Annotated in this window: 16 protein-coding genes and 1 riboswitch; of the genes, 4 read left to right on the forward strand and 12 right to left on the reverse strand. The window is 66.2% G+C overall.

Annotation, left to right across the window (positions count from 1 at the left end; genetic code table 11):
- Window positions 1–78: 78 nt before the first annotated feature.
- The 5 genes from TVC13_RS07085 to gcvP all read right to left on the reverse strand — a co-directional run bounded on the left by TVC13_RS07085 (window position 79) and on the right by gcvP (window position 7,349).
- Entirely contained in the window at window positions 79–1,500 is a 1,422-nt protein-coding gene (locus tag TVC13_RS07085; protein WP_422400521.1) for an L-serine ammonia-lyase, read from the reverse strand.
- A gap of 24 nt (window positions 1,501–1,524) precedes the next feature.
- Window positions 1,525–2,826, reverse strand: coding sequence for a serine hydroxymethyltransferase (gene glyA, locus TVC13_RS07090; RefSeq protein ID WP_422400522.1), 1,302 nt, complete (start codon window positions 2,824–2,826; stop codon window positions 1,525–1,527).
- Complete coding sequence (gene gcvH / locus TVC13_RS07095) at window positions 2,823–3,200, reverse strand: glycine cleavage system protein GcvH (RefSeq protein WP_422400523.1); 378 nt, start codon at window positions 3,198–3,200, stop codon at window positions 2,823–2,825. The genes glyA and gcvH overlap by 4 nt, the downstream gene beginning before the upstream one ends.
- A 179-nt stretch (window positions 3,201–3,379) precedes the next feature.
- Window positions 3,380–4,501 (reverse strand): glycine cleavage system aminomethyltransferase GcvT, encoded by a 1,122-nt coding sequence (gene gcvT / locus TVC13_RS07100; RefSeq protein WP_422400524.1) that lies wholly within the window; start codon window positions 4,499–4,501, stop codon window positions 3,380–3,382.
- Between the two features lie 13 nt (window positions 4,502–4,514).
- Complete coding sequence (gene gcvP, locus TVC13_RS07105; protein ID WP_422400525.1) at window positions 4,515–7,349, reverse strand: aminomethyl-transferring glycine dehydrogenase; 2,835 nt, start codon at window positions 7,347–7,349, stop codon at window positions 4,515–4,517.
- 146 nt (window positions 7,350–7,495) lie between these two features.
- Window positions 7,496–7,596, reverse strand: a riboswitch (glycine riboswitch).
- A 275-nt stretch (window positions 7,597–7,871) separates the two neighbouring features.
- Between gcvP and cycA the strand changes: the two genes are divergently transcribed.
- Window positions 7,872–9,362 (forward strand): D-serine/D-alanine/glycine transporter, encoded by a 1,491-nt coding sequence (gene cycA, locus TVC13_RS07110; RefSeq protein WP_422400526.1) that lies wholly within the window; start codon window positions 7,872–7,874, stop codon window positions 9,360–9,362.
- Here cycA and TVC13_RS07115 read toward each other — a convergent pair.
- The 6 genes from TVC13_RS07115 to TVC13_RS07140 all read right to left on the reverse strand — a co-directional run bounded on the left by TVC13_RS07115 (window position 9,349) and on the right by TVC13_RS07140 (window position 12,700).
- A complete protein-coding gene (locus TVC13_RS07115; RefSeq protein ID WP_422400527.1) occupies window positions 9,349–10,188 on the reverse strand; it encodes an MBL fold metallo-hydrolase in 840 nt (279 codons plus the stop codon). The two genes, cycA and TVC13_RS07115, sit on opposite strands and share 14 nt — an antisense overlap.
- A 114-nt stretch (window positions 10,189–10,302) precedes the next feature.
- A complete protein-coding gene (locus TVC13_RS07120) occupies window positions 10,303–10,920 on the reverse strand; it encodes a hypothetical protein (protein ID WP_422400528.1) in 618 nt (205 codons plus the stop codon).
- 25 nt (window positions 10,921–10,945) lie between these two features.
- Window positions 10,946–11,578 carry a DUF6286 domain-containing protein gene (locus tag TVC13_RS07125; protein WP_422400529.1) on the reverse strand — a complete coding sequence of 211 codons (633 nt, stop codon included), beginning with the start codon at window positions 11,576–11,578 and terminating at the stop codon, window positions 10,946–10,948.
- Window positions 11,530–11,934, reverse strand: a complete 405-nt coding sequence (locus TVC13_RS07130) for an Asp23/Gls24 family envelope stress response protein (protein ID WP_422400530.1) — start codon at window positions 11,932–11,934, stop codon at window positions 11,530–11,532. Before TVC13_RS07130 ends, TVC13_RS07125 begins: the two co-directional genes overlap by 49 nt.
- Window positions 11,931–12,110, reverse strand: a complete 180-nt coding sequence (locus TVC13_RS07135; RefSeq protein ID WP_422400531.1) for a hypothetical protein — start codon at window positions 12,108–12,110, stop codon at window positions 11,931–11,933. The genes TVC13_RS07130 and TVC13_RS07135 overlap by 4 nt, the downstream gene beginning before the upstream one ends.
- 71 nt (window positions 12,111–12,181) lie before the next feature.
- The gene (locus TVC13_RS07140; protein ID WP_422400532.1) at window positions 12,182–12,700 is read right to left on the reverse strand and encodes an Asp23/Gls24 family envelope stress response protein; all 519 of its coding nucleotides are present in this window, start codon (window positions 12,698–12,700) and stop codon (window positions 12,182–12,184) included.
- 374 nt (window positions 12,701–13,074) lie between these two features.
- On the opposite strand from TVC13_RS07140, the gene aceB reads away from it, so the two are divergent.
- Window positions 13,075–14,673 (forward strand): malate synthase A, encoded by a 1,599-nt coding sequence (aceB, locus tag TVC13_RS07145; protein ID WP_422400533.1) that lies wholly within the window; start codon window positions 13,075–13,077, stop codon window positions 14,671–14,673.
- Between the two features lie 133 nt (window positions 14,674–14,806).
- On the opposite strand, the gene TVC13_RS07150 is transcribed toward aceB, so the two are convergent.
- Window positions 14,807–15,922: an alcohol dehydrogenase catalytic domain-containing protein gene (locus TVC13_RS07150; RefSeq protein ID WP_422400534.1), complete on the reverse strand. Its 1,116-nt coding sequence runs from the start codon at window positions 15,920–15,922 to the stop codon at window positions 14,807–14,809.
- A gap of 162 nt (window positions 15,923–16,084) precedes the next feature.
- Between TVC13_RS07150 and TVC13_RS07155 the strand changes: the two genes are divergently transcribed.
- Both TVC13_RS07155 and ald read left to right on the forward strand, forming a co-directional pair.
- On the forward strand, window positions 16,085–16,546 hold the full coding sequence (locus tag TVC13_RS07155; RefSeq protein WP_422400535.1) for a helix-turn-helix domain-containing protein: 462 nt from the start codon (window positions 16,085–16,087) through the stop codon (window positions 16,544–16,546).
- A gap of 96 nt (window positions 16,547–16,642) precedes the next feature.
- Window positions 16,643–17,761: an alanine dehydrogenase gene (gene ald, locus TVC13_RS07160; protein ID WP_422400536.1), complete on the forward strand. Its 1,119-nt coding sequence runs from the start codon at window positions 16,643–16,645 to the stop codon at window positions 17,759–17,761.
- Window positions 17,762–17,814: the final 53 nt, after the last annotated feature.

Below are 17,814 nucleotides of genomic sequence, written 5' to 3' on the forward strand. Positions count from 1 at the left end.
TGCGTTCCTTCCGGTCTGCGACTTACTAAGCGTCCTTACTGTCTACCACCCGGGCTGGCCCACCTCAACCCACAAGCGTCAGCACTCCACAACGTTCACGGCGAGGCCTCCCATGGCGGTTTCCTTGTACTTGGAGCTCATGTCCCGGCCGGTTTCGCGCATGGTCACAATGACCTCGTCGAGGGAGACGCGGTGCTCGCCGTCGCCCCACAGCGCCATCTTGGCGGCGTTGACGGCTTTGCCGGCGCCGATGGCGTTGCGCTCGATGCAAGGCACCTGCACCAGCCCGCCGATTGGATCGCAGGTCAGCCCCAGGTTGTGCTCCATCGCAATCTCTGCCGCGTTTTCCACCTGCTCCGGGGATCCGCCCAGGATTTCGGCCAGGCCTGCGGCGGCCATGGACGACGCCGAGCCCACCTCGCCCTGGCAGCCCACCTCCGCACCGGAAATCGACGCCTGCTCCTTGTAGAGCACCCCGATCGCACCGGCGGCGAGCAGGAAGCGGACCACGGCGTCGTCCTTCTCTTCCGGGGTGGCAGTGTCCATGCCGGGGCCGTAGTGCGTCGCGTAGAAGAGCACGGCGGGGATGATGCCTGCTGCACCGTTGGTCGGTGCGGTGACAACGCGGCCACCGGACGCGTTCTCCTCGTTCACGGCCAGCGCCACCAGGTTCACCCACTCCTGCCAGAAGCGAGGGTCACGGTTAGGGTCTTCTTCGCGCAGCCGGGTGTGCCACTGCGGTGCCCGACGGCGGACCTTCAGTCCGCCGGGAAGCAGGCCGGAGCGGGAGATCGCGGAATCCTTGCACTGGTCCATCACGTCGCGGATGTGCAGGAGTCCGGCTCGAATCTCCTCTTCGGACCGGGAGACAAGTTCGTTGGCCAGCATCACCTGGCTGATGGAGAGTCCGTTGGCAGTGCAGTGTTCCAGCAGCTGAACGGCGGTGCGGAAGGGATACGGCAGTGACTCTTTGGAGGCTTCGAGTTCGACGGCGGCAATCTCTTCCTCGCCGTCGCGCACGATGAACCCGCCGCCGACGCTGAAGAACGTGGCTTCACGGAGAATCTCACCGTCCGCGCCGCTGACGGTGAACCGGATGCCGTTGGTGTGGCGGGGCAGGACAGTGAGCGGGTGCAGCACCATGTCCGCGATCCCGTATTCAAGGACCACGCCGACGCCGCCGGCGGCCTCAAGCTCGCTGCCCAGCTGGATCTTGCCGCTCGCTTCGATCTCCGCGAGCCGTTCCTCCATTTGCTCCGGGAGGATCTCCTCCGGCGCAAAGCCTTCCAGCCCGAGGAGGACGGCAGGAAAGGTGCCGTGCCCGCGGCCGGTCGCCGCGAGGGACCCGTAAAGATCCACGCGGAGACCGGCCACGGAGGCGAGGACACCGGCGTCGGCGAGCTCCGCGGCGAAGGCCGCGCCTGCCCTCATCGGCCCCACGGTGTGGGAACTTGAGGGGCCGATGCCTACGGTGAAGAGGTCGAAAACGCCAACAGCCATGCGGTGTCCTTTGGTTCGCGCCGATCAGGCGCGGGCGGGTGCTCCTGCGAGGTCGGCGACCTGCGGGTAGAGCGGGTGGGCCGCGGCCAGGGTGTGGACGCGGTCCCTGAGTGCGCTGAGATCCTCGCCGTTCCCGGCGATGAGGGCCAGTGCAATGATGTCCGCGACTTCACGGAACGCTTTCTCGTCAAAGCCGCGGGTGGCCAGCGCCGGAGTGCCGATCCGAAGACCCGATGTAACCATCGGCGGCCGCGGATCGAACGGTACGGCGTTGCGGTTGACCGTGATGTCGATCTGCGCGAGGCGGTCCTCGGCCTGCTGCCCGTCCAGTTCAGCGTTGCGCAGGTCCACCAGGACCAGGTGCACGTCAGTGCCCCCGGAAACCACGGAAATGCCCTTGGCCGCGACGTCATCGGAGAGCAGCCGTTCGGCCAGGATCCGTGAACCGGCCAGGGTGCGTTCCTGGCGTTCGCGGAACTCGGGAGTGCCGGCAATCTTCAGTGCCGTTGCCTTGCCTGCAATCACGTGCTCCAGCGGCCCGCCCTGCTGGCCGGGGAAGACGGCGGAGTTGATCTTCTTGGCGATGTCCGCGTCGTTGGAGAGGATGATGCCGCCGCGCGGACCGGCAAGGGTCTTGTGCGTCGTGGAGGTAACCACGTGGGCGTGCGGAACCGGGCTGGGGTGCAGTCCGGCCGCAACCAGTCCGGCGAAGTGCGCCATGTCCACCATGAGGTAGGCACCCACCTCGTCGGCGATGGCGCGGAACGCCTCAAAGTCCAGCTGGCGGGCGTACGCGGACCAGCCGGCGACGATCAGCTTCGGCTTGTGCTCCCGGGCCAGGCGTGCGACGTCGTCCATGTTCACGGTGTGGGTGGTTTCATCCACACCGTACGGAACGATGTTGTACAGGCGGCCGGAGAAGTTGATCTTCATGCCGTGCGTCAGGTGCCCGCCGTCGGCCAGGGAAAGCCCCAGCACGGTGTCACCCGGACGGATCAGCGCATGCATCACCGAGGCGTTGGCCTGCGCACCGGAGTGCGGCTGGACGTTGGCGAAACCTGCGCCGAACAGTTCCTTGGCGCGGTCGATGGCCAGCTGCTCAATGACGTCCACGAACTCGCAGCCGCCGTAGTAGCGGCGTCCGGGGTAGCCCTCAGCGTACTTGTTGGTCAGCACGGAGCCCTGGGCTTCCATGATCGCCACCGCTGTGTGGTTCTCGGAGGCGATCATTTCGAGCCCCTCCTGCTGGCGGCGGCGTTCGTTGTCGATCTGCTCGGCAACCTCGGGATCGATCTCCGCGAGGTGGGAGTTCAGGAAATCGGTCACAGCTCGCCGCCGTTCTTCTCTGCGTATTCGGCAGCGCTCAGCAGCTCACCCTCCTCCGTGACCTCAACGGTGAACAGCCAGCCGGCGCCGTACGGGTCTTCGTTCAGGATGGCCGGGTTGTCCACGGCTTCCTGGTTGATCTCCACGATGGTGCCGGAAACCGGGGCGTAGAGGTCTGAGACGGACTTGGTGGATTCGACTTCGCCGCAGGTCTCGCCTGCAGTGACGGAATCGCCGACGGCGGGAAGGTCGACGTAGACGACGTCGCCCAGGGCGTCAGCGGCGACGGCGGAAATGCCGACCTTTACGGGGCTGGAAGCGTCCACCCACTCGTGTTCGGCGGAGTAGCGGAGGGAAGGATCAACTTTGCTCATTGGGATGTGCCTTTCGGAAGCATGGAGTTGTTGGTTCAAAGTCTACGGATGTGGATGCTGCGTGCCTGGGGCGAACGGTACGGCATTCTGCCGCCCCTTAGACACCTCGCTCGTTCCTCGCTCGGCGATGCGGGGCTACACAGAACACCGCACCGCCCGCCACGAGCTGGGCGCCGGTACTACTTGTCGCGCTTGTAGAACGGGAGCTGGACTACTTCGAAGGGTTCGGGCTTGCCGCGGAGGTCGACGTCGAGAGTGGTGCCGGGTACGGCGTAGGTGGCGTCCACGTAGGCCAGGGCAACCGGGTAGCCGAGGGTTGGGCTCGGAGCGCCGGAGGTGACTTCACCGATGGTCTCGCCGTCCTTCAGGACCGGGTAGTGGGAACGGGCCGAACGGCGGCCGGAACCCTTGAGGCCAACGAGTTTGCGTGCAGGGCCCTGCTCCTTCTTGGCGGCCAGGGCCGAGCGGCCGACGAAGTCGCCGTCCTTGGAGAGGGCGACGACGCCGCCGAGGCCGGCCGCGTAGGGGTCCACCTCGAGGGAGAGCTCGTTGCCGTAGAGGGGCATACCGGCTTCCAGACGCAGCGAGTCACGGCATGCCAGGCCCGCCGGAACGAGTCCGCGGCCTTCGCCGGCAGCGAGCAGTGCCTGCCACAGGGCAGCGGCGTCGTCGTTCGGGACGTAGATCTCGAAACCGTCCTCGCCGGTGTAACCGGTGCGTGCCACCAGGAGCGTGTGCGAGCTGCCGCCAACAGTCAGCTCAACCGGTGCCGCGGCGTAGTACTTCATTCCAGTGACCGCGTCCCGGAAATCGGCAGGCACCAGTTCCAGCAGGATGGCTTCGGCTTCGGGGCCCTGCACGGCCACGAGGGAAGTCTCGGCCGTCTTGTCCTGCACAGCGACGTCGAAACCTTCGGCGCGGGCGGCCAGCTCAGCGGCGACGACGGCGGCGTTGCCCGCGTTGGGCACCACCAGGTATTCGTCTTCGCCCAGCCGGTAGCTGATCAGGTCGTCGATGATCCCGCCGTCGGCGTTCGTGATCAGTGAGTATTTGGCGCGGCCAACCGCCACGGCGGAGAGCTTGCCGGTCAGTGCGTAGTCCAGGAAGGCGCCGGCGTCCGGACCGGTGACCTCGACTTCGCCCATGTGGGAGAGGTCGAAGAGTCCGGCAGCCTTTCGGACGGCGTGGTGCTCGGCCAGCTCGGAGCTGTACTTCAGCGGCATCTGCCAGCCGCCGAAGTCGGTGAAGGAAGCGCCCAGTCGTTTGTGCTCCTCGTAGAGCGCGGTGTACTGCTCAGTCATAGCGGCGATCCCCTTAGTTCTCGAAGTCTTCGATCGGCGGGCAGGAGCACACCAGGTTGCGGTCCCCCGCGGCGCCGTCAATGCGGCCCACGGGCGGGAAGTACTTGTCCATGCGCAGGCTCTTCAGCGGGAAGACGGCCTGTTCGCGCGGGTAGGGACGGTCCCATTCGTTGCCGGCGGCGACGGTGGCCGTGTGCGGCGCGTTGCGCAGCGGGCTCTCCTCCACGGAGAAGTCCCCTGCGGCCACCTGGTCGATTTCACCGCGGATGGCGATCATCGCGTCGATGAAACGGTCAATCTCTCCCTGGTCCTCGGACTCGGTGGGCTCCACCATCAGGGTCCCGGCAACCGGGAAGGAGAGGGTCGGGGCGTGGAACCCGTAGTCCACCAGCCGCTTGGCCACGTCCTCGGCGGTGACGCCGGTCTTGGCCGTCAGCTCGCGCAGGTCCAGGATGCACTCGTGCGCCACCAGACCGCCCTTGCCGGTGTAAAGCACGGGGAAGTAGTCGTTCAGCCGTGCGGCCACGTAGTTCGCGGCCAGCAGGGCGCTCTTGGTGGCAGCGGTGAGGCCGTCACCGCCCATCAGCCGGACGTAGGCCCAGGAGATGGGCAGGACGCCGGCTGAACCGAAGCGGGATGCGGAAATCGGGATGTCGTCCCCGCCGTCCCAGGCTGCAGCGTTGCCGGGCATAAACGGTGCCAGGTGCGCCTTGGCGGCAACCGGACCGACGCCGGGGCCGCCGCCGCCGTGCGGGATGCAGAACGTCTTGTGCAGGTTCAGGTGGGAGACGTCGCCGCCGAACTCGCCGGGCTGGGCGAGGCCCACCAGGGCGTTGAGGTTCGCGCCGTCGATGTAGACCTGGCCGCCTGCTTCGTGCACCGCTTCGCAGACGTCGCGGACGTCGTCGTCGTACACACCGTGCGTGGAGGGGTAGGTGATCATGATCGCAGCCAGGTTCTCGCGGTGCGCATCGATCTTGGCGCGCAGGTCCGCGTGGTCGATCGCGCCGTCTCCGGCGGTTCCGACGACGACGACCTTCATGCCGGCCAGGACGGCGGAAGCCGCGTTGGTGCCGTGCGCGGAGGCGGGGATGAGGCAGATGTTGCGCTGGTCGTCGCCGCGCGAGTGGTGGTAGCCGCGGATGGCCAGGAGGCCGGCCAGTTCACCCTGGGATCCGGCGTTGGGCTGGATGGAGACCTGGTCGTACCCAGTGATCGTGGCCAGCTGGGCTTCGAGGTCCGCGATCAGTTCGCGCCAGCCTTCGGTATGGGAATCCGGGGCGAAGGGGTGGATGGAGGCGAACTCGGGCCAGGTCATGGCCTGCATCTCGGCCGTGGCGTTGAGCTTCATGGTGCAGGAGCCCAGCGGGATCATGGTGCGGTCCAGCGCCAGGTCCCGGTCCGAGAGGCGGCGCAGGTAGCGCAGCATCTGGGTTTCAGAGCGGTAGGAGGAGAACACCGGGTGGGTCATGAAGTCAGAGGTGCGCAGCAGTTCAGCCGGCAGCTCGAACCCGGCAGCCTCGGCCGGCTTTGCACCAAAGGCGGCAGCGACGTCGGCAATTACCGTATCCGTGGTGGTCTCGTCTGCGGAGACACCCACGGTGTCCGCGTCAACCATGCGCAGGTTGATGCCCTTGGCTTCAGCGGCAGCCACGACCTCCGCGGCACGGCCGGGAACCCGGGCGGTGACGGTGTCGAAGAAGGTGTCCGAAGCCAGTTCGATTCCGGCGTTCGTTAGCGCGGTGGCCAGGGCACGGGCGTGGCCGTTGGCACGCAGGGCAATAGCCTTCAGCCCTTCGGGACCGTGGTAGACGGCGTACATGGACGCCACAATGGCCAGCAGCGCCTGCGCGGTACAGATGTTGGACGTCGCCTTCTCGCGGCGAATGTGCTGCTCACGGGTCTGCAGCGCCAGACGGTAGGCAGGTGTGCCGGCAGAGTCCTTTGAGACACCGACCAGTCGGCCGGGCAGCGAGCGCTCCAGACCCTTGCGCACGGCCATGTAGGCAGCGTGCGGTCCGCCGAAGAACAGCGGAACGCCAAAGCGCTGCACGGAGCCGACGGCGATGTCCGCGCCCTGCTCGCCGGGAGGCGTCAGCAGGGTGAGGGCCAGCAGGTCTGCGGCCACGGTCACCAGCGCGCCGCGTTCCTTGGCCTCGGCGATGATGCCGGAGAGGTCCCTCACGGCACCGGAGACGCCGGGCTGCTGGAGCACGACGCCGGTGAGCTCGCCGTCGGGCAGGCCAGCGGCAAGGTCAACAACCTCGACGTCGAAGCCCAGGGCCTTGGCGCGGCCGCGGACGATCGCAATGGTCTGGGGCAGGGCATCGGCGTCCAGGACGATCTTGCCTTCGGACTTGGTCTTGTTGGAGCGGCGCATCAGCAGCACTGCTTCGGCGACGGCTGTGGCTTCATCCAGCAGGGAGGCATTGGCCACCGGCAGGGCGGTGAGGTCCTGGACCATGGTCTGGAAGTTCAGCAGCGCTTCGAGCCGGCCCTGGGAGATTTCCGGCTGGTACGGGGTGTAGGCGGTGTACCAAGCCGGGTCTTCGACGACGTTTCGCAGGATCACCGGCGGGGTGTGGGTGTCGAAGTAGCCCTGGCCGATCATCTGCACGGCGGTCTTGTTCTTGGCGGCGATACGACGCAGCTCGGCGACGGTTTCCTGCTCGCTGCGCGGGGCGCTGAGCACCAGCGGGGCATCCTGCCGGATGGCGGCGGGGACTGCGGTGTCCACGAGGTTATCCAGGGTGTCATAGCCGACGGCCTTGAGCATGGCGTCGGTTTCGGTTGCGCGCGCACCGATATGGCGGTCAACGAAGGCTGCGGTGGACGGGACTGCTGTCATGGGAGGCTCCAAGAGGCGGGCGAGGGTACGCCGATACGACGACTGGCTCCTCCCCGCTCTGTATTGGACCTGAGAGATTCCGCGGGTGTTATCCGCTTGCACCGTCGGTGAGGAACCGGCACGCCGGTCCTGCTTTCCAGAGTTGCCTCGCCATGGCGGTACAGGGGCCTGAGAGATTCCCGGGGAGGGTTTGCTCCTACGGCGCCCGCGTCTGCATTGATGCGCGGGACTCTCCCGCCACGGCTGGTAAAGGCATATTCAATTGTGGCTGCACCCTGACTTTAGCCCGCGGGACATTCCCCTTCAAGGTATGACCCGGGCCTCATCGGCAGCGCGGAATCTGGTATACGGCTGCCGCTGCCCCGGGTGCCCAAATTGACATGCCCCAAAGCACTGCCGAAACTGAAATGGTCGGCGGTTCCGCCACCTCTCATGAGGCTTCATTGAATATCTGTGCATATTGATGCCAGCCGCGTGTCGTGGCGGCGGTGCGCCGACTCGGCGCCAACGAGAAAGAACTCCATGCCAGGTAGCTCCACCCCCGCCTCAGCCACGGACAATCCAGCTGCGGTAACAAGTTCCAAGGACCCGGGCCTTGCGCGTTCGATGTCCAGCCGCCACATCCAGCTCCTCGCCATTGGCGGAGCAATCGGCACCGGCCTGTTCATGGGGTCGGGAAAAACCATCTCCGTAGCCGGCCCCTCGGTCATCTTCGTCTACATGATCATCGGCTTCATGCTGTACTTCGTGATGCGTGCGATGGGCGAGCTCCTGCTGTCCAACCTGCGTTACAAGTCCTTCAGCGACTTCGCCGCGGACCTGCTGGGCCCCTGGGCCGGTTTCTTCACCGGCTGGACCTACTGGTTCTGCTGGGTGGTCACCGGCATTGCCGACGTCGTGGCTATCGCCCACTACGTGACCTTCTGGTGGGCTGAGATTCCGCTCTGGATTCCGGCGCTGGCCTGCATTGTCCTGCTGCTTGCCCTGAACCTTCCCACGGTGAAAGCCTTCGGAGAGACCGAGTTCTGGTTCGCCCTGATCAAGATCATCGCCATTCTGACGCTGATCGTGGTGGGCCTGGTCATGATCCTCACCCGCTTCGAGTCGGAGCCCGGAACCACTGCCGGGTTCGAAAACCTGTGGGCAAACGGCGGCTTCTTCCCCACCGGCCCCATGGGTTTTGTGGCCGGTTTCCAGATCGCAGTGTTTGCGTTCGTTGGCATTGAACTGGTGGGCACCGCCGCTGCCGAGACCAAGGACCCGGAGAAGAACCTGCCCAAGGCCATCAACTCCATACCGCTGCGCATCATGCTCTTCTACGTAGGTGCCCTGGTCGTCCTGATGTCAGTGATTCCCTGGACCGACTTCAACGCTGAGGAAAGCCCGTTTGTGGGCATGTTCGCCCTGGCGGGTCTGGGAACCGCCGCCGCCGTCGTTAATTTTGTGGTGCTGACCTCCGCTGCCTCGTCTGCGAACTCGGGTATCTATTCCACCTCGCGGATGGTCTTTGGCCTGGCGCACGACGGCGATGCCCCCAAGGCGTTCGGCCGGCTGTCCCGCCGCAAGGTGCCGCAGAACGCACTGTTCTTCTCCTGCACCTTCCTGCTGGCCGGCGTTGTGCTGCTGTATGCGGGCGACTCCGTCAGCGCCGCCTTCACCCTGGTGACCACCATTTCTGCGCTCTGCTTTATGTTCGTGTGGACCATCATCCTGTTCAGCTACCTCACCTACCGCCGGCGCCGCCCGCAGCTGCATGCGGAGTCGAAGTTCAAGCTCCCCGGCGGCCGGGTAATGGTGTACGTGGTGCTGGCCTTCTTCGTGTTCATCGTCTGGGCGCTCACAACCCAGCCGGACACCCTGACCGCGCTGCTGGTTACGCCCATCTGGTTTGCCCTGCTGGGCGGGGCCTACGCCCTGCTGCGCCGGACGCCGCTGCACCAGGCGCGGGTCGCGGAGTACAAGGCCATGGCCGAAGCTGAGCGGAAGGCTGTGGAACAGCTCAGCCGCGCGTGAACTTGAGGTAGCGGCGGGCTGAATCCTGCACGATCCGGTCCGCTCCCCGCGGCAGGATGTAATCCCACCACGCGCCGTACAGGCGTTCGTAGGACAGCGGCGCCAGGAGCTCGGCCGCCGCTTCCACCACGTCCGGACGCTCCGGAATCAGGTTTGGATAGCTGTACATAAAGGCCACGTGGGTGAAGTCCGGAATCACCTGAATGATGTCGCCGCTGAACAGGGCACCCAGCCCGTCCGGATCGTCGTCCCAGTGCATCACCGTGCCGCCGGGAAAATGGATGCCGGGGCGGTAGAGAACCAGCCCTTCGGCAAGTTCCATGCGGTCCCCGTCCCAGAACTGCAGGGCGGGGTCGCTGCGCCCCACCCATTCCCGGTCGGCGCTGTGCAGATAGACGGGGACGCCGAATTCGCGGGCCCAGTCCACCATGGTGGCGTAGTAGTGCGGGTGGCTGATGGCAATCGCGGTCAGTCCGCCCTCTGCATTGATGAGGTCAATCAGCTCTTCATCCAGGTACGGGACGCAGTCCCAGAGCACATTGCCGCCCGCCGCCTTCACCAGCAGGGCACGCTGGCCAATGGCAAACTTCGGTTCGCAGCCAATCCCCAGCACACCGGGCCCCTGCGGATGCACGCTGGCACGCCGGGCGCCCGAACGCAGGCGGGACAGCGAGGTCCAGGCTTGGCCGGAAAGCGGAACATACTGCCGCTCATCCAGGCACACCGGACAGTCAGTGCGGGGTTCCCCGTACTGGGTTCCGCACGTGACACAGATCGGATGGTCGTTCGGAGGCAGTGCCTCCCGGTAGTGCTGCACCATGGTCATGAACCCGTCCGTCACCAGGTAAGGCCGAAGTGCCGTTCAGGCTACCGCGCGCGGCGGCGGGGCAACACCGTTAGCGGCAAGATCACTTGGCCTGTGAAGTAACGATTTGGCAACTCAGTAGACGACGGTGCCGGTGGATTCAACCGTGTTGCCCATCTGCGCTGGACGTCCGCTGACGTCCAGCGCAATTCCGGCCGTGTGCAGCGGGACTTCCAGGGCACGGCTGAGATTCGCCAGCACGTCGCTGCGGACACGGCGCAGCGCCTCCTGTACATCAGCCCGCTCATTCAGGGTCAGGCGGATGGCCAGGTCCGGTGACTCCGCGGTTCCGCGCAGCATCGCGGTGCTGCTGACCACACCGGGCAGGGACGCGGCGTCGTCCTCCACGGCGGACGCCAGCACCGCCGGGTCACACCGCGTGATTCCGCGGGCGGCATCCTCGTGAAGGCGGTAGCTAGACGCGGCCCGCCGGCGCGGAACCTCCGCCAGCATCCACCACAGCCCCAGCAGTCCCAGGATGATGCCGCCGATCAGCACGGCCGCAGCCGGAAGTGTTTCCAGCACACCGGGACCGTCAGTCAGGACAGGCTCTTCCTCGCCGGCAAGGTTCCCTCCGGAGAGCTGGTCCATGAGTCCCGAGGAGAAAAGGATCGAGGCTGCTCCCGCGGCAAGCAGGATGAGCCCGATGATGATCAGCCACGTCCGGTTCATGGCTCCTGCATGGTGTCGCATGCTGTGTCCTTCCCGGTACGCCGGGTCAGTCCCGTGAGTGGATGGTGACCCGTACCCGCGGCACGGGATCCAGGCCTGAGGCTTCCAGCCGTGAATGCACCCCGTCACCGACCCACCGCTGCAGGTCCTGGGTGTCATGCAGGGCAGTCGTGACCGAGACCCGGACATCACGGTCCGTGGCTGTGGCTGAAGCCGAGGAAACGCCGTCAATGTGTTCGCAGGTAGCGGCCGCCAGCTGCGCCACGGCGCGGCGGGACATCACCGCAGATGGTTCGCCGGCCGTCGCCCGCTCAGCATCCGGATCCCCTGCGTCAGGAAGACGGACCGGCAGGTCATGGAAGCGGCCGGGAATGATGCCGGCGAGCAGCAGTACCAGGCCACCGACGGCGAGCGCGATACCCAGCGCCCAGACCCCCGGACTGTTCCATGCCGAGTCGGACAACCACTGCACCGGCGCCGTGAGCGCCTCCGGCCAGGTCCCCGAGGTCAGCCGCAGCAGCGCCGCCACAATCGCGGCGACCCCGAGCGCCAGAAGTACGACGGCGCAGATGGTGGCGGGAACGGAACGGCTGGGCCTTGGGCGCAGGGCCACCGGAGGCGACTCGGCGCTCACAGCAGTTTCCGCCGTCCGGAGGATGCCGGACGCGGCCTCAGCCATGCCACAGTAATGTCCACCTGCCGTACCTGGACGCCCGTCAGCTCGGTGACGCGGCCGGCGATCCGCTCGCGCAGTTCATGCGTAGCCTGGCGCAGCGGAACGGGATAGGGCAGCCCTACGGTTACCCGCAGGCTGGCGATGTTTCCTGCCAGCTCGACCGATGCCTCGGGACGGGCGGAAAAATCCGCCCGTGTCCCGAGGCCCAGAAATCCTCCGGAAGAGCCTCCGGCCTCGGTTTCGTCGCGTGCCACCTGGCTGGCGATCTTCTCCAGGACCTTGCGGGACATCGACGTGCTGCCCCGGTCCTCCACGGCCCGCCGCGGACGGCGCACAGTGCTCACCTGTGTGGTGGTCATCGGCTTGCGGCGCGGCCAAACAGACCGGCCATATCCAGTTTGCCGTCAGCCACCAAGCCCACCAGCAGTCCAATCAGACCAAAGAGAATGGTGACGAGGAAGGCGAACCACCCCCCGAAAGCCAGCACAATACCCAAAACCAGACCCACTACCAGGCACCATCTTGTTGCATTCATCGGTGCTCTCCTTAGGACGTATCAACACGTTATGGATTCAGGCCCGGCGGCGGGCCGGGCCTGCCCTTGCCCTACTCCAGCCGTCCGGACGGCTTCTTCTGCGGCTGGCTGTCATCGTCGCTGTCATCGTCCGGGAGGTGGACGTCCGTGACGTTCACGTTGACCTCCAGGACTTCCAGCCCGGTGGCGTTTTCCACGGAGCGGATCACATTGGTGCGGATAGCCTGGCTGACTTCAACAATCGAGTAGCCGTACTCCACGATCACGCTGACGTCGACTGCTGCCTGCCGCTCGCCCTTCTCCACACTCACGCCGTTGCCGTAGTTCGTCTGGGACCCGGGTATACGTTCGGTGACTGCGCTGAAGGCACGGCGGGCTGCATTGCCCATGGCGAAGACGCCCGGGACTTCGCGGGTCGCGATGCCCGCCAGCTTCTGCACCACGGATTCTTCGATGGTGGTGTCTCCGCGTGGGGTGTGCAGGGGGCCAGAGGGCCGGTGCTGCGCGAGGTCGCTGTCCCTGGCCTCACTCTCCCCGGTGACCGCCGCTGATGCGGTGGATTGTCCAGGATTCTTGGCGGGATCTGCCATGGCACTCATCTCCTGAAGAGGGGGATCCCGGAGGGGGATCGCCGTACCTTCCATTAAGGGCGCCCGGGGGCACGATCGTCACGCCCCGCCGAACTTTTCTCCGGTACAGACCGGGAAATACCGGATGTGTGCGGGCAGGCGCTCCATGCCTGTTCGCTGCCCGGCCTTGCCGCGTCCCACAACCGTCCGTAATATTCACGATACGGAAATAAGTTTTCACTTCCTGTCTGCGACACATGCATCCGGTGTCCGGACGAGGGTGGAAACTGCGTAAACCGGCGGTTTACACCCCGCCGTTCGCCCCGTACGTTTCAGGGCAACGCTGCATTTCGACGACGCGGGCGGCACCGGTCCGGCTCGCGAGAGGAGAAACCATGGCCATTGAAGTAACCGACCCAAGCCCGGCCGAGGGCGCCGGGACCATCCTGACTCCGGAAGCTCTGGCGTTCATCGAAGAACTCCACCGCCGTTTTGCCCCCACCCGGAATGACCTGCTCGCCGCCCGTTCGAAGCGCCGCGAGGCAATTGCTGCGGGGGAATCCCTGGATTTCCTGCCTGAGACCGCGGATATCCGGGAAGGGAACTGGACCGTTGCCCCGGCTCCGCCCGCGCTGACGGACCGGCGCGTGGAAATGACCGGCCCCGCCTCCCCCGCCAAGATGGCGATCAATGCCCTGAACTCCGGAGCCAAGGTATGGCTGGCCGATCTGGAGGATGCTTCCACACCAACATGGCACAACGTGGTGGATGCCGAGTACAACCTCTACCGTGCTGCCCGGGGGGACCTGTCCTTCACCTCACCTGACGGCAAGGAGTATGCGCTGCGCACCGACGCACCGCTCGCCGTCGTTGTGATGCGCCCGCGGGGCTGGCACCTGCCGGAGAAACACGTGCTGATCGACGGCGAGCCGGCTGTGGGCGCGCTGGTGGACTTTGGGCTGCACTTCTTCCACAACGCGAAGCAGCTCCTGGAGAACGGCCAGGGTCCCTACTACTACCTGCCCAAGATGGAGAGCCATCTGGAGGCCCGTCTTTGGAACGACGTCTTTGTCTTCGCCCAGGACTACGTGGGTGTTCCGCAGGGATCCGTCCGCGCCACCGTGCTGATCGAGACCATTCCTGCCGCGTTCGAGATGGAGGAAATCCTCTACGAGCTGCGTGACCACGCCGCGGGACTCAACGCCGGACGCTGGGACTACTTGTTCAGCATGATCAAAGTGTTCCGCGACTCAGGCAAGGATTTCCTGCTGCCGGACCGTGCCGACGTGGCCATGACCGCACCGTTTATGCGCGCCTACACCGAACTGCTGGTCAAGACCTGCCACCGCCGCGGAGCATTCGCAATGGGCGGGATGGCCGCCTTTATCCCCAACCGTAGGGAACCCGAAATCACCGCCAAGGCGTTCGAGAAGGTCACCGCCGACAAATCGCGCGAAGCCAATGACGGGTTTGACGGTTCCTGGGTGGCGCACCCGGACATGGTGGAAACCTGCCGCGAGGTCTTTGACTCCGTACTCGGCGACAAGCCCAACCAGGTGGACAAGCTCCGCGAGGATGTAAACGTGACCGCCAGGGACCTCCTGGATGTCACTACGGCGGGAGGCTCGATCACCGAGGCCGGACTGCGCTCCAACCTCTATGTTGCAGTCGCGTACACCGCAGTGTGGCTCTCCGGCAACGGTGCGGTGGCCATTCATAACCTAATGGAAGACGCCGCCACGGCGGAGATTTCCCGTTCCCAGGTCTGGCAGCAGGTCCGCAACGGCGTCACGCTGGAAGACACCGGGGAGACCGTCACCGAAGACCTGGTTAAGCGCCTGCTGGCGGAGGAGACCGAGCGGCTGCGCGGCGAAGTGGATGAGGACAAGTTCAACCGCTGGTACGCCCCGGCCAGCGAACTGATCGGCCGGATCAGCCTCGCCGAAGACTACGCGGAGTTCCTCACCCTGCCGGCATACGAGCTGGTGGACTAGGTTCGCCGGGCCAGCAGCGCCGGGCGGACCGGAACGGCGGCAACGAAACCCCTACGCTCGCAGGGCTCGCTCGGAGTATTAAAGCCGCCTAACCCGGTCCGTCCGGCACTATGATGTTCCGGTCCGGCGCCGGTCACTCGAAATGGATGACCTGGCGGACGGCCTGGCCGTCCGCCAGGGTGTCCATCGCCTCATTGATGTCTTCCAGGGCAACCTCAGCGGAGACCAGTTCTTCGACGGGCAGCTTCCCCTGGCGCCACAGGTCCGCATACACCGGGATGTCCCGGGAGGGCACGGCCGAGCCCAGGTAACTGCCGATGATGGTCCGCGCCTCCGCGGTGAGGGTCAGCGGTGTGACCTCTGCGCGCTGGTCGGGGGCAGGCAGCCCCACAGTGACGGTGGTGCCGCCCGGAGCAGTGAGCTGCAAGGCAGTCTCGAAAGCGCGCGGATGGCCCGCGGCCTCCACCGCCAGGGCGGCCCGGACACCGGCGTCGGCTGCCTGCTCCGGGGTGTACACGGCATCCGCACCCAGCTCGAGGGCACGCTTGAGTTTCTCCGGCAGCGCGTCGATACCAATAACACTGTGCGCGCCGGCAGCACGCGCGGCCAGCAGCGCCGCCATGCCGACGCCGCCGAGCCCCACCACCGCGACGTCGTCCCCGGGACCCGGACGCGCTGCGTTCAGCACCGCCCCGGCCCCGGTAAGCACGGCGCAGCCCAGCAGTGCGGCGACGGCCGGCGGCACGTCGTCGTCGACCGCAACGACGGAGCGGTAATTGACGACGGCGTGGGTCGCAAAGGCGGACACGCCCAGATGGTGCAGTACGGATTCGCCCTTCCGGCTCAGCCGGACACCCCCGCCAAGCAACGTGCCGGCGTTGTTCGCTGCGCTGCCGGGGGTGCAGGGCATCTTTCCGTTCGTGCGGCAGGCGGGGCACTCCCCGCAGCGCGGCAGGAAGGCCATCACTACCCGCTGGCCCGCCCGAAGATCCGGAACATCCGGCCCCAGCTCCTCGATCCGTCCGGCCGCCTCATGGCCGAGCAGCATTGGCAGCGGGCGGACCCGGCTGCCGTTCACCACCGAAAGGTCGGAATGACATACCCCGGCGGCCTCGATCCGCACCAGCACCTCACCGGGCCCGGGGCCCTCCAGCTCCAGTTCCGCCACGCGCAGGGGGCGGCTGCCGGCGTAGGGGCGCTCCGCTCCGATGCGTTCCAAGACGGCTCCACGTATGGTGCGGCTGCTCATGATTCCCCTTTGAATCCGCGGTTCGCGCCGTGCCCGGCGCCGGCTGGGACCCATTCCAGCACGGTGCGGCGCGTCAGCCAAGGAGGCACCCGGCGGCGCGGCGCGCACTTGTGTGACGCAAGATCATGTTTCCGGCCCGTTTCATTTGGCAAGATGTGATCCATGAGCCAACAGAGCAGGACCTTCCCCGCACTGGCCGGCAAGGATGCCGCGGCATTGAACCGGGCACTTTCGTCCGGTGACGTCACGGTGTTCGTTGACGGTACAGCGCTGCGGCTGCCGCCGGCCGCCCGCGACGCGGTCCTGGACCTGCTCGGCCGGCTTGCCGCGGGCTCGGCCGTCAGCCTCTCAGCTGCTGGGCAGCAGGAGAGAGACGGCACAGATGAAACCCCGGCGCATAATCCGCTGCTCACTACCTCCCAGGCCGCTGCAGCGGCCGGGATCTCCCACACCTACCTGCGCAACCTGACCGACGCCGGCGTCATCCCGGTGGAATACCGCGGCACGCACCGAAGGATCAGGATGTCCGACGTCGAGGCCTGGCTTCAGTCCCAGCGCGAGGCTCGCGCTGCCAAAGCTGCAGCACAGGGCGGGGAAGGTACTTCAGGGGGGACTGATACCTAGGAGCACCGCCGTCGTGCGGCTCCGCACACCTGCTCACCAGTAATTGGTTCCAGATTGGTTCCATTCGTACTTCCAAACTTATGACCGGAGCAAAACGTGATTATCGGTATCCCCAAAGAAATCAAGAACAACGAGTACCGGGTGGCCATTACGGCCTCCGGCGTCCATGAACTGACCACCCGTGGACACACCGTCCTGGTAGAAGCCGGCGCCGGCGCCGGTTCGAATATTACCGATGAGGAATATTCAACGGCGGGTGCTGAACTGGCCACCGCAGCCGCTGATGTCTGGAAGCGCGCGGACATGATCCTCAAGGTGAAGGAGCCGATCTCCTCGGAGTACCAGTACTTCCGTCCCGGGCTCATCCTCTTCACGTACCTGCACCTGGCAGCTACAGAGGAACTCACCCGTGCACTGCTGGATTCCGGCGTCACCGCTATTGCCTACGAGACCGTGCAGGAGGGCCGTGCCCTGCCCCTGCTGGCTCCCATGTCCGAGGTTGCCGGGCGCCTGGCCGTTCAGGTGGGGGCACAGTGCATGATGGCGCCCGCCGGCGGGCCGGGCCTGCTGCTTGGCGGCGTTCCGGGAGTGCGGCCGGCCAAGGTCGTAGTCCTCGGGGCCGGCGTGGCCGGCACCAACGCCGTCGCAGTCGCCGTAGGCGCGCACGCTGATGTCACCGTCCTGGACATCAATATCAACCGTCTGCGCGAACTTGATGCGCAGTACGCGGGCCGCATTAAGACCGTGGCCTCCAATACGTTCGAGATTGAGCGCGCACTCCTGGACGCGGACCTGGTGATCGGCTCTGTCCTGGTGCCGGGAGCCCGAGCCCCGAAGCTCGTGACCAATGACATGGTGGCGCGCATGAAGCCCGGATCCGTCCTGGTGGATATCGCGGTGGACCAGGGCGGTTGCTTTGAGGACAGCCGTCCCACCACGCATGAAGATCCCACGTTCCGTGTTCACGGATCACTCTTCTACTGCGTGGCGAACATGCCCGGCGCTGTTCCGAACACCTCTACCTACGCGCTGACCAACGTCACCCTCCCCTACGCCGTCGCCCTGGCGGACAAGGGCGTCCGGGTTGCGTTCGAGGAGTCCCCGGCGCTGGCCCGCGGCCTGAACATCGCCAACGGAGCCGTGACGCACCACTCCGTCTCCGACGCACACGGCCTGGCCCTGACCGAGGGCTGGAAGGAACTGGTCGCTCCGTAGTACCCGCCTGAACGGCAAAGGGGGGGGCGGGGGCGGGGGGGGGCCCGCGGGGG

Origin of the sequence: Arthrobacter sp. 3Tela_A (assembly GCF_049311025.1) — a bacterium.
In the GTDB taxonomy this organism is placed as follows: domain Bacteria; phylum Actinomycetota; class Actinomycetes; order Actinomycetales; family Micrococcaceae; genus Arthrobacter_B.

Excerpts from the sequence above, each read along its gene's own strand:
- aceB (WP_422400533.1), top strand. The coding sequence starts at position 13,075 with ATGGCCATTGAAGTAACCGACCCAAGCCCGGCCGAGGGCGCCGGGACC.
- TVC13_RS07125 (WP_422400529.1), bottom strand. The coding sequence starts at position 11,578 with ATGGCTGAGGCCGCGTCCGGCATCCTCCGGACGGCGGAAACTGCTGTG.
- TVC13_RS07130 (WP_422400530.1), bottom strand. The coding sequence starts at position 11,934 with ATGACCACCACACAGGTGAGCACTGTGCGCCGTCCGCGGCGGGCCGTG.
- TVC13_RS07135 (WP_422400531.1), bottom strand. The coding sequence starts at position 12,110 with ATGAATGCAACAAGATGGTGCCTGGTAGTGGGTCTGGTTTTGGGTATT.
- gcvH (WP_422400523.1), bottom strand. The coding sequence starts at position 3,200 with ATGAGCAAAGTTGATCCTTCCCTCCGCTACTCCGCCGAACACGAGTGG.
- TVC13_RS07085 (WP_422400521.1), bottom strand. The coding sequence starts at position 1,500 with ATGGCTGTTGGCGTTTTCGACCTCTTCACCGTAGGCATCGGCCCCTCA.
- TVC13_RS07150 (WP_422400534.1), bottom strand. The coding sequence starts at position 15,922 with ATGAGCAGCCGCACCATACGTGGAGCCGTCTTGGAACGCATCGGAGCG.
- TVC13_RS07155 (WP_422400535.1), top strand. The coding sequence starts at position 16,085 with ATGAGCCAACAGAGCAGGACCTTCCCCGCACTGGCCGGCAAGGATGCC.
- TVC13_RS07120 (WP_422400528.1), bottom strand. The coding sequence starts at position 10,920 with ATGCGACACCATGCAGGAGCCATGAACCGGACGTGGCTGATCATCATC.
- gcvP (WP_422400525.1), bottom strand. The coding sequence starts at position 7,349 with ATGACAGCAGTCCCGTCCACCGCAGCCTTCGTTGACCGCCATATCGGT.
- TVC13_RS07115 (WP_422400527.1), bottom strand. The coding sequence starts at position 10,188 with ATGACCATGGTGCAGCACTACCGGGAGGCACTGCCTCCGAACGACCAT.
- TVC13_RS07140 (WP_422400532.1), bottom strand. The coding sequence starts at position 12,700 with ATGGCAGATCCCGCCAAGAATCCTGGACAATCCACCGCATCAGCGGCG.
- gcvT (WP_422400524.1), bottom strand. The coding sequence starts at position 4,501 with ATGACTGAGCAGTACACCGCGCTCTACGAGGAGCACAAACGACTGGGC.
- cycA (WP_422400526.1), top strand. The coding sequence starts at position 7,872 with ATGCCAGGTAGCTCCACCCCCGCCTCAGCCACGGACAATCCAGCTGCG.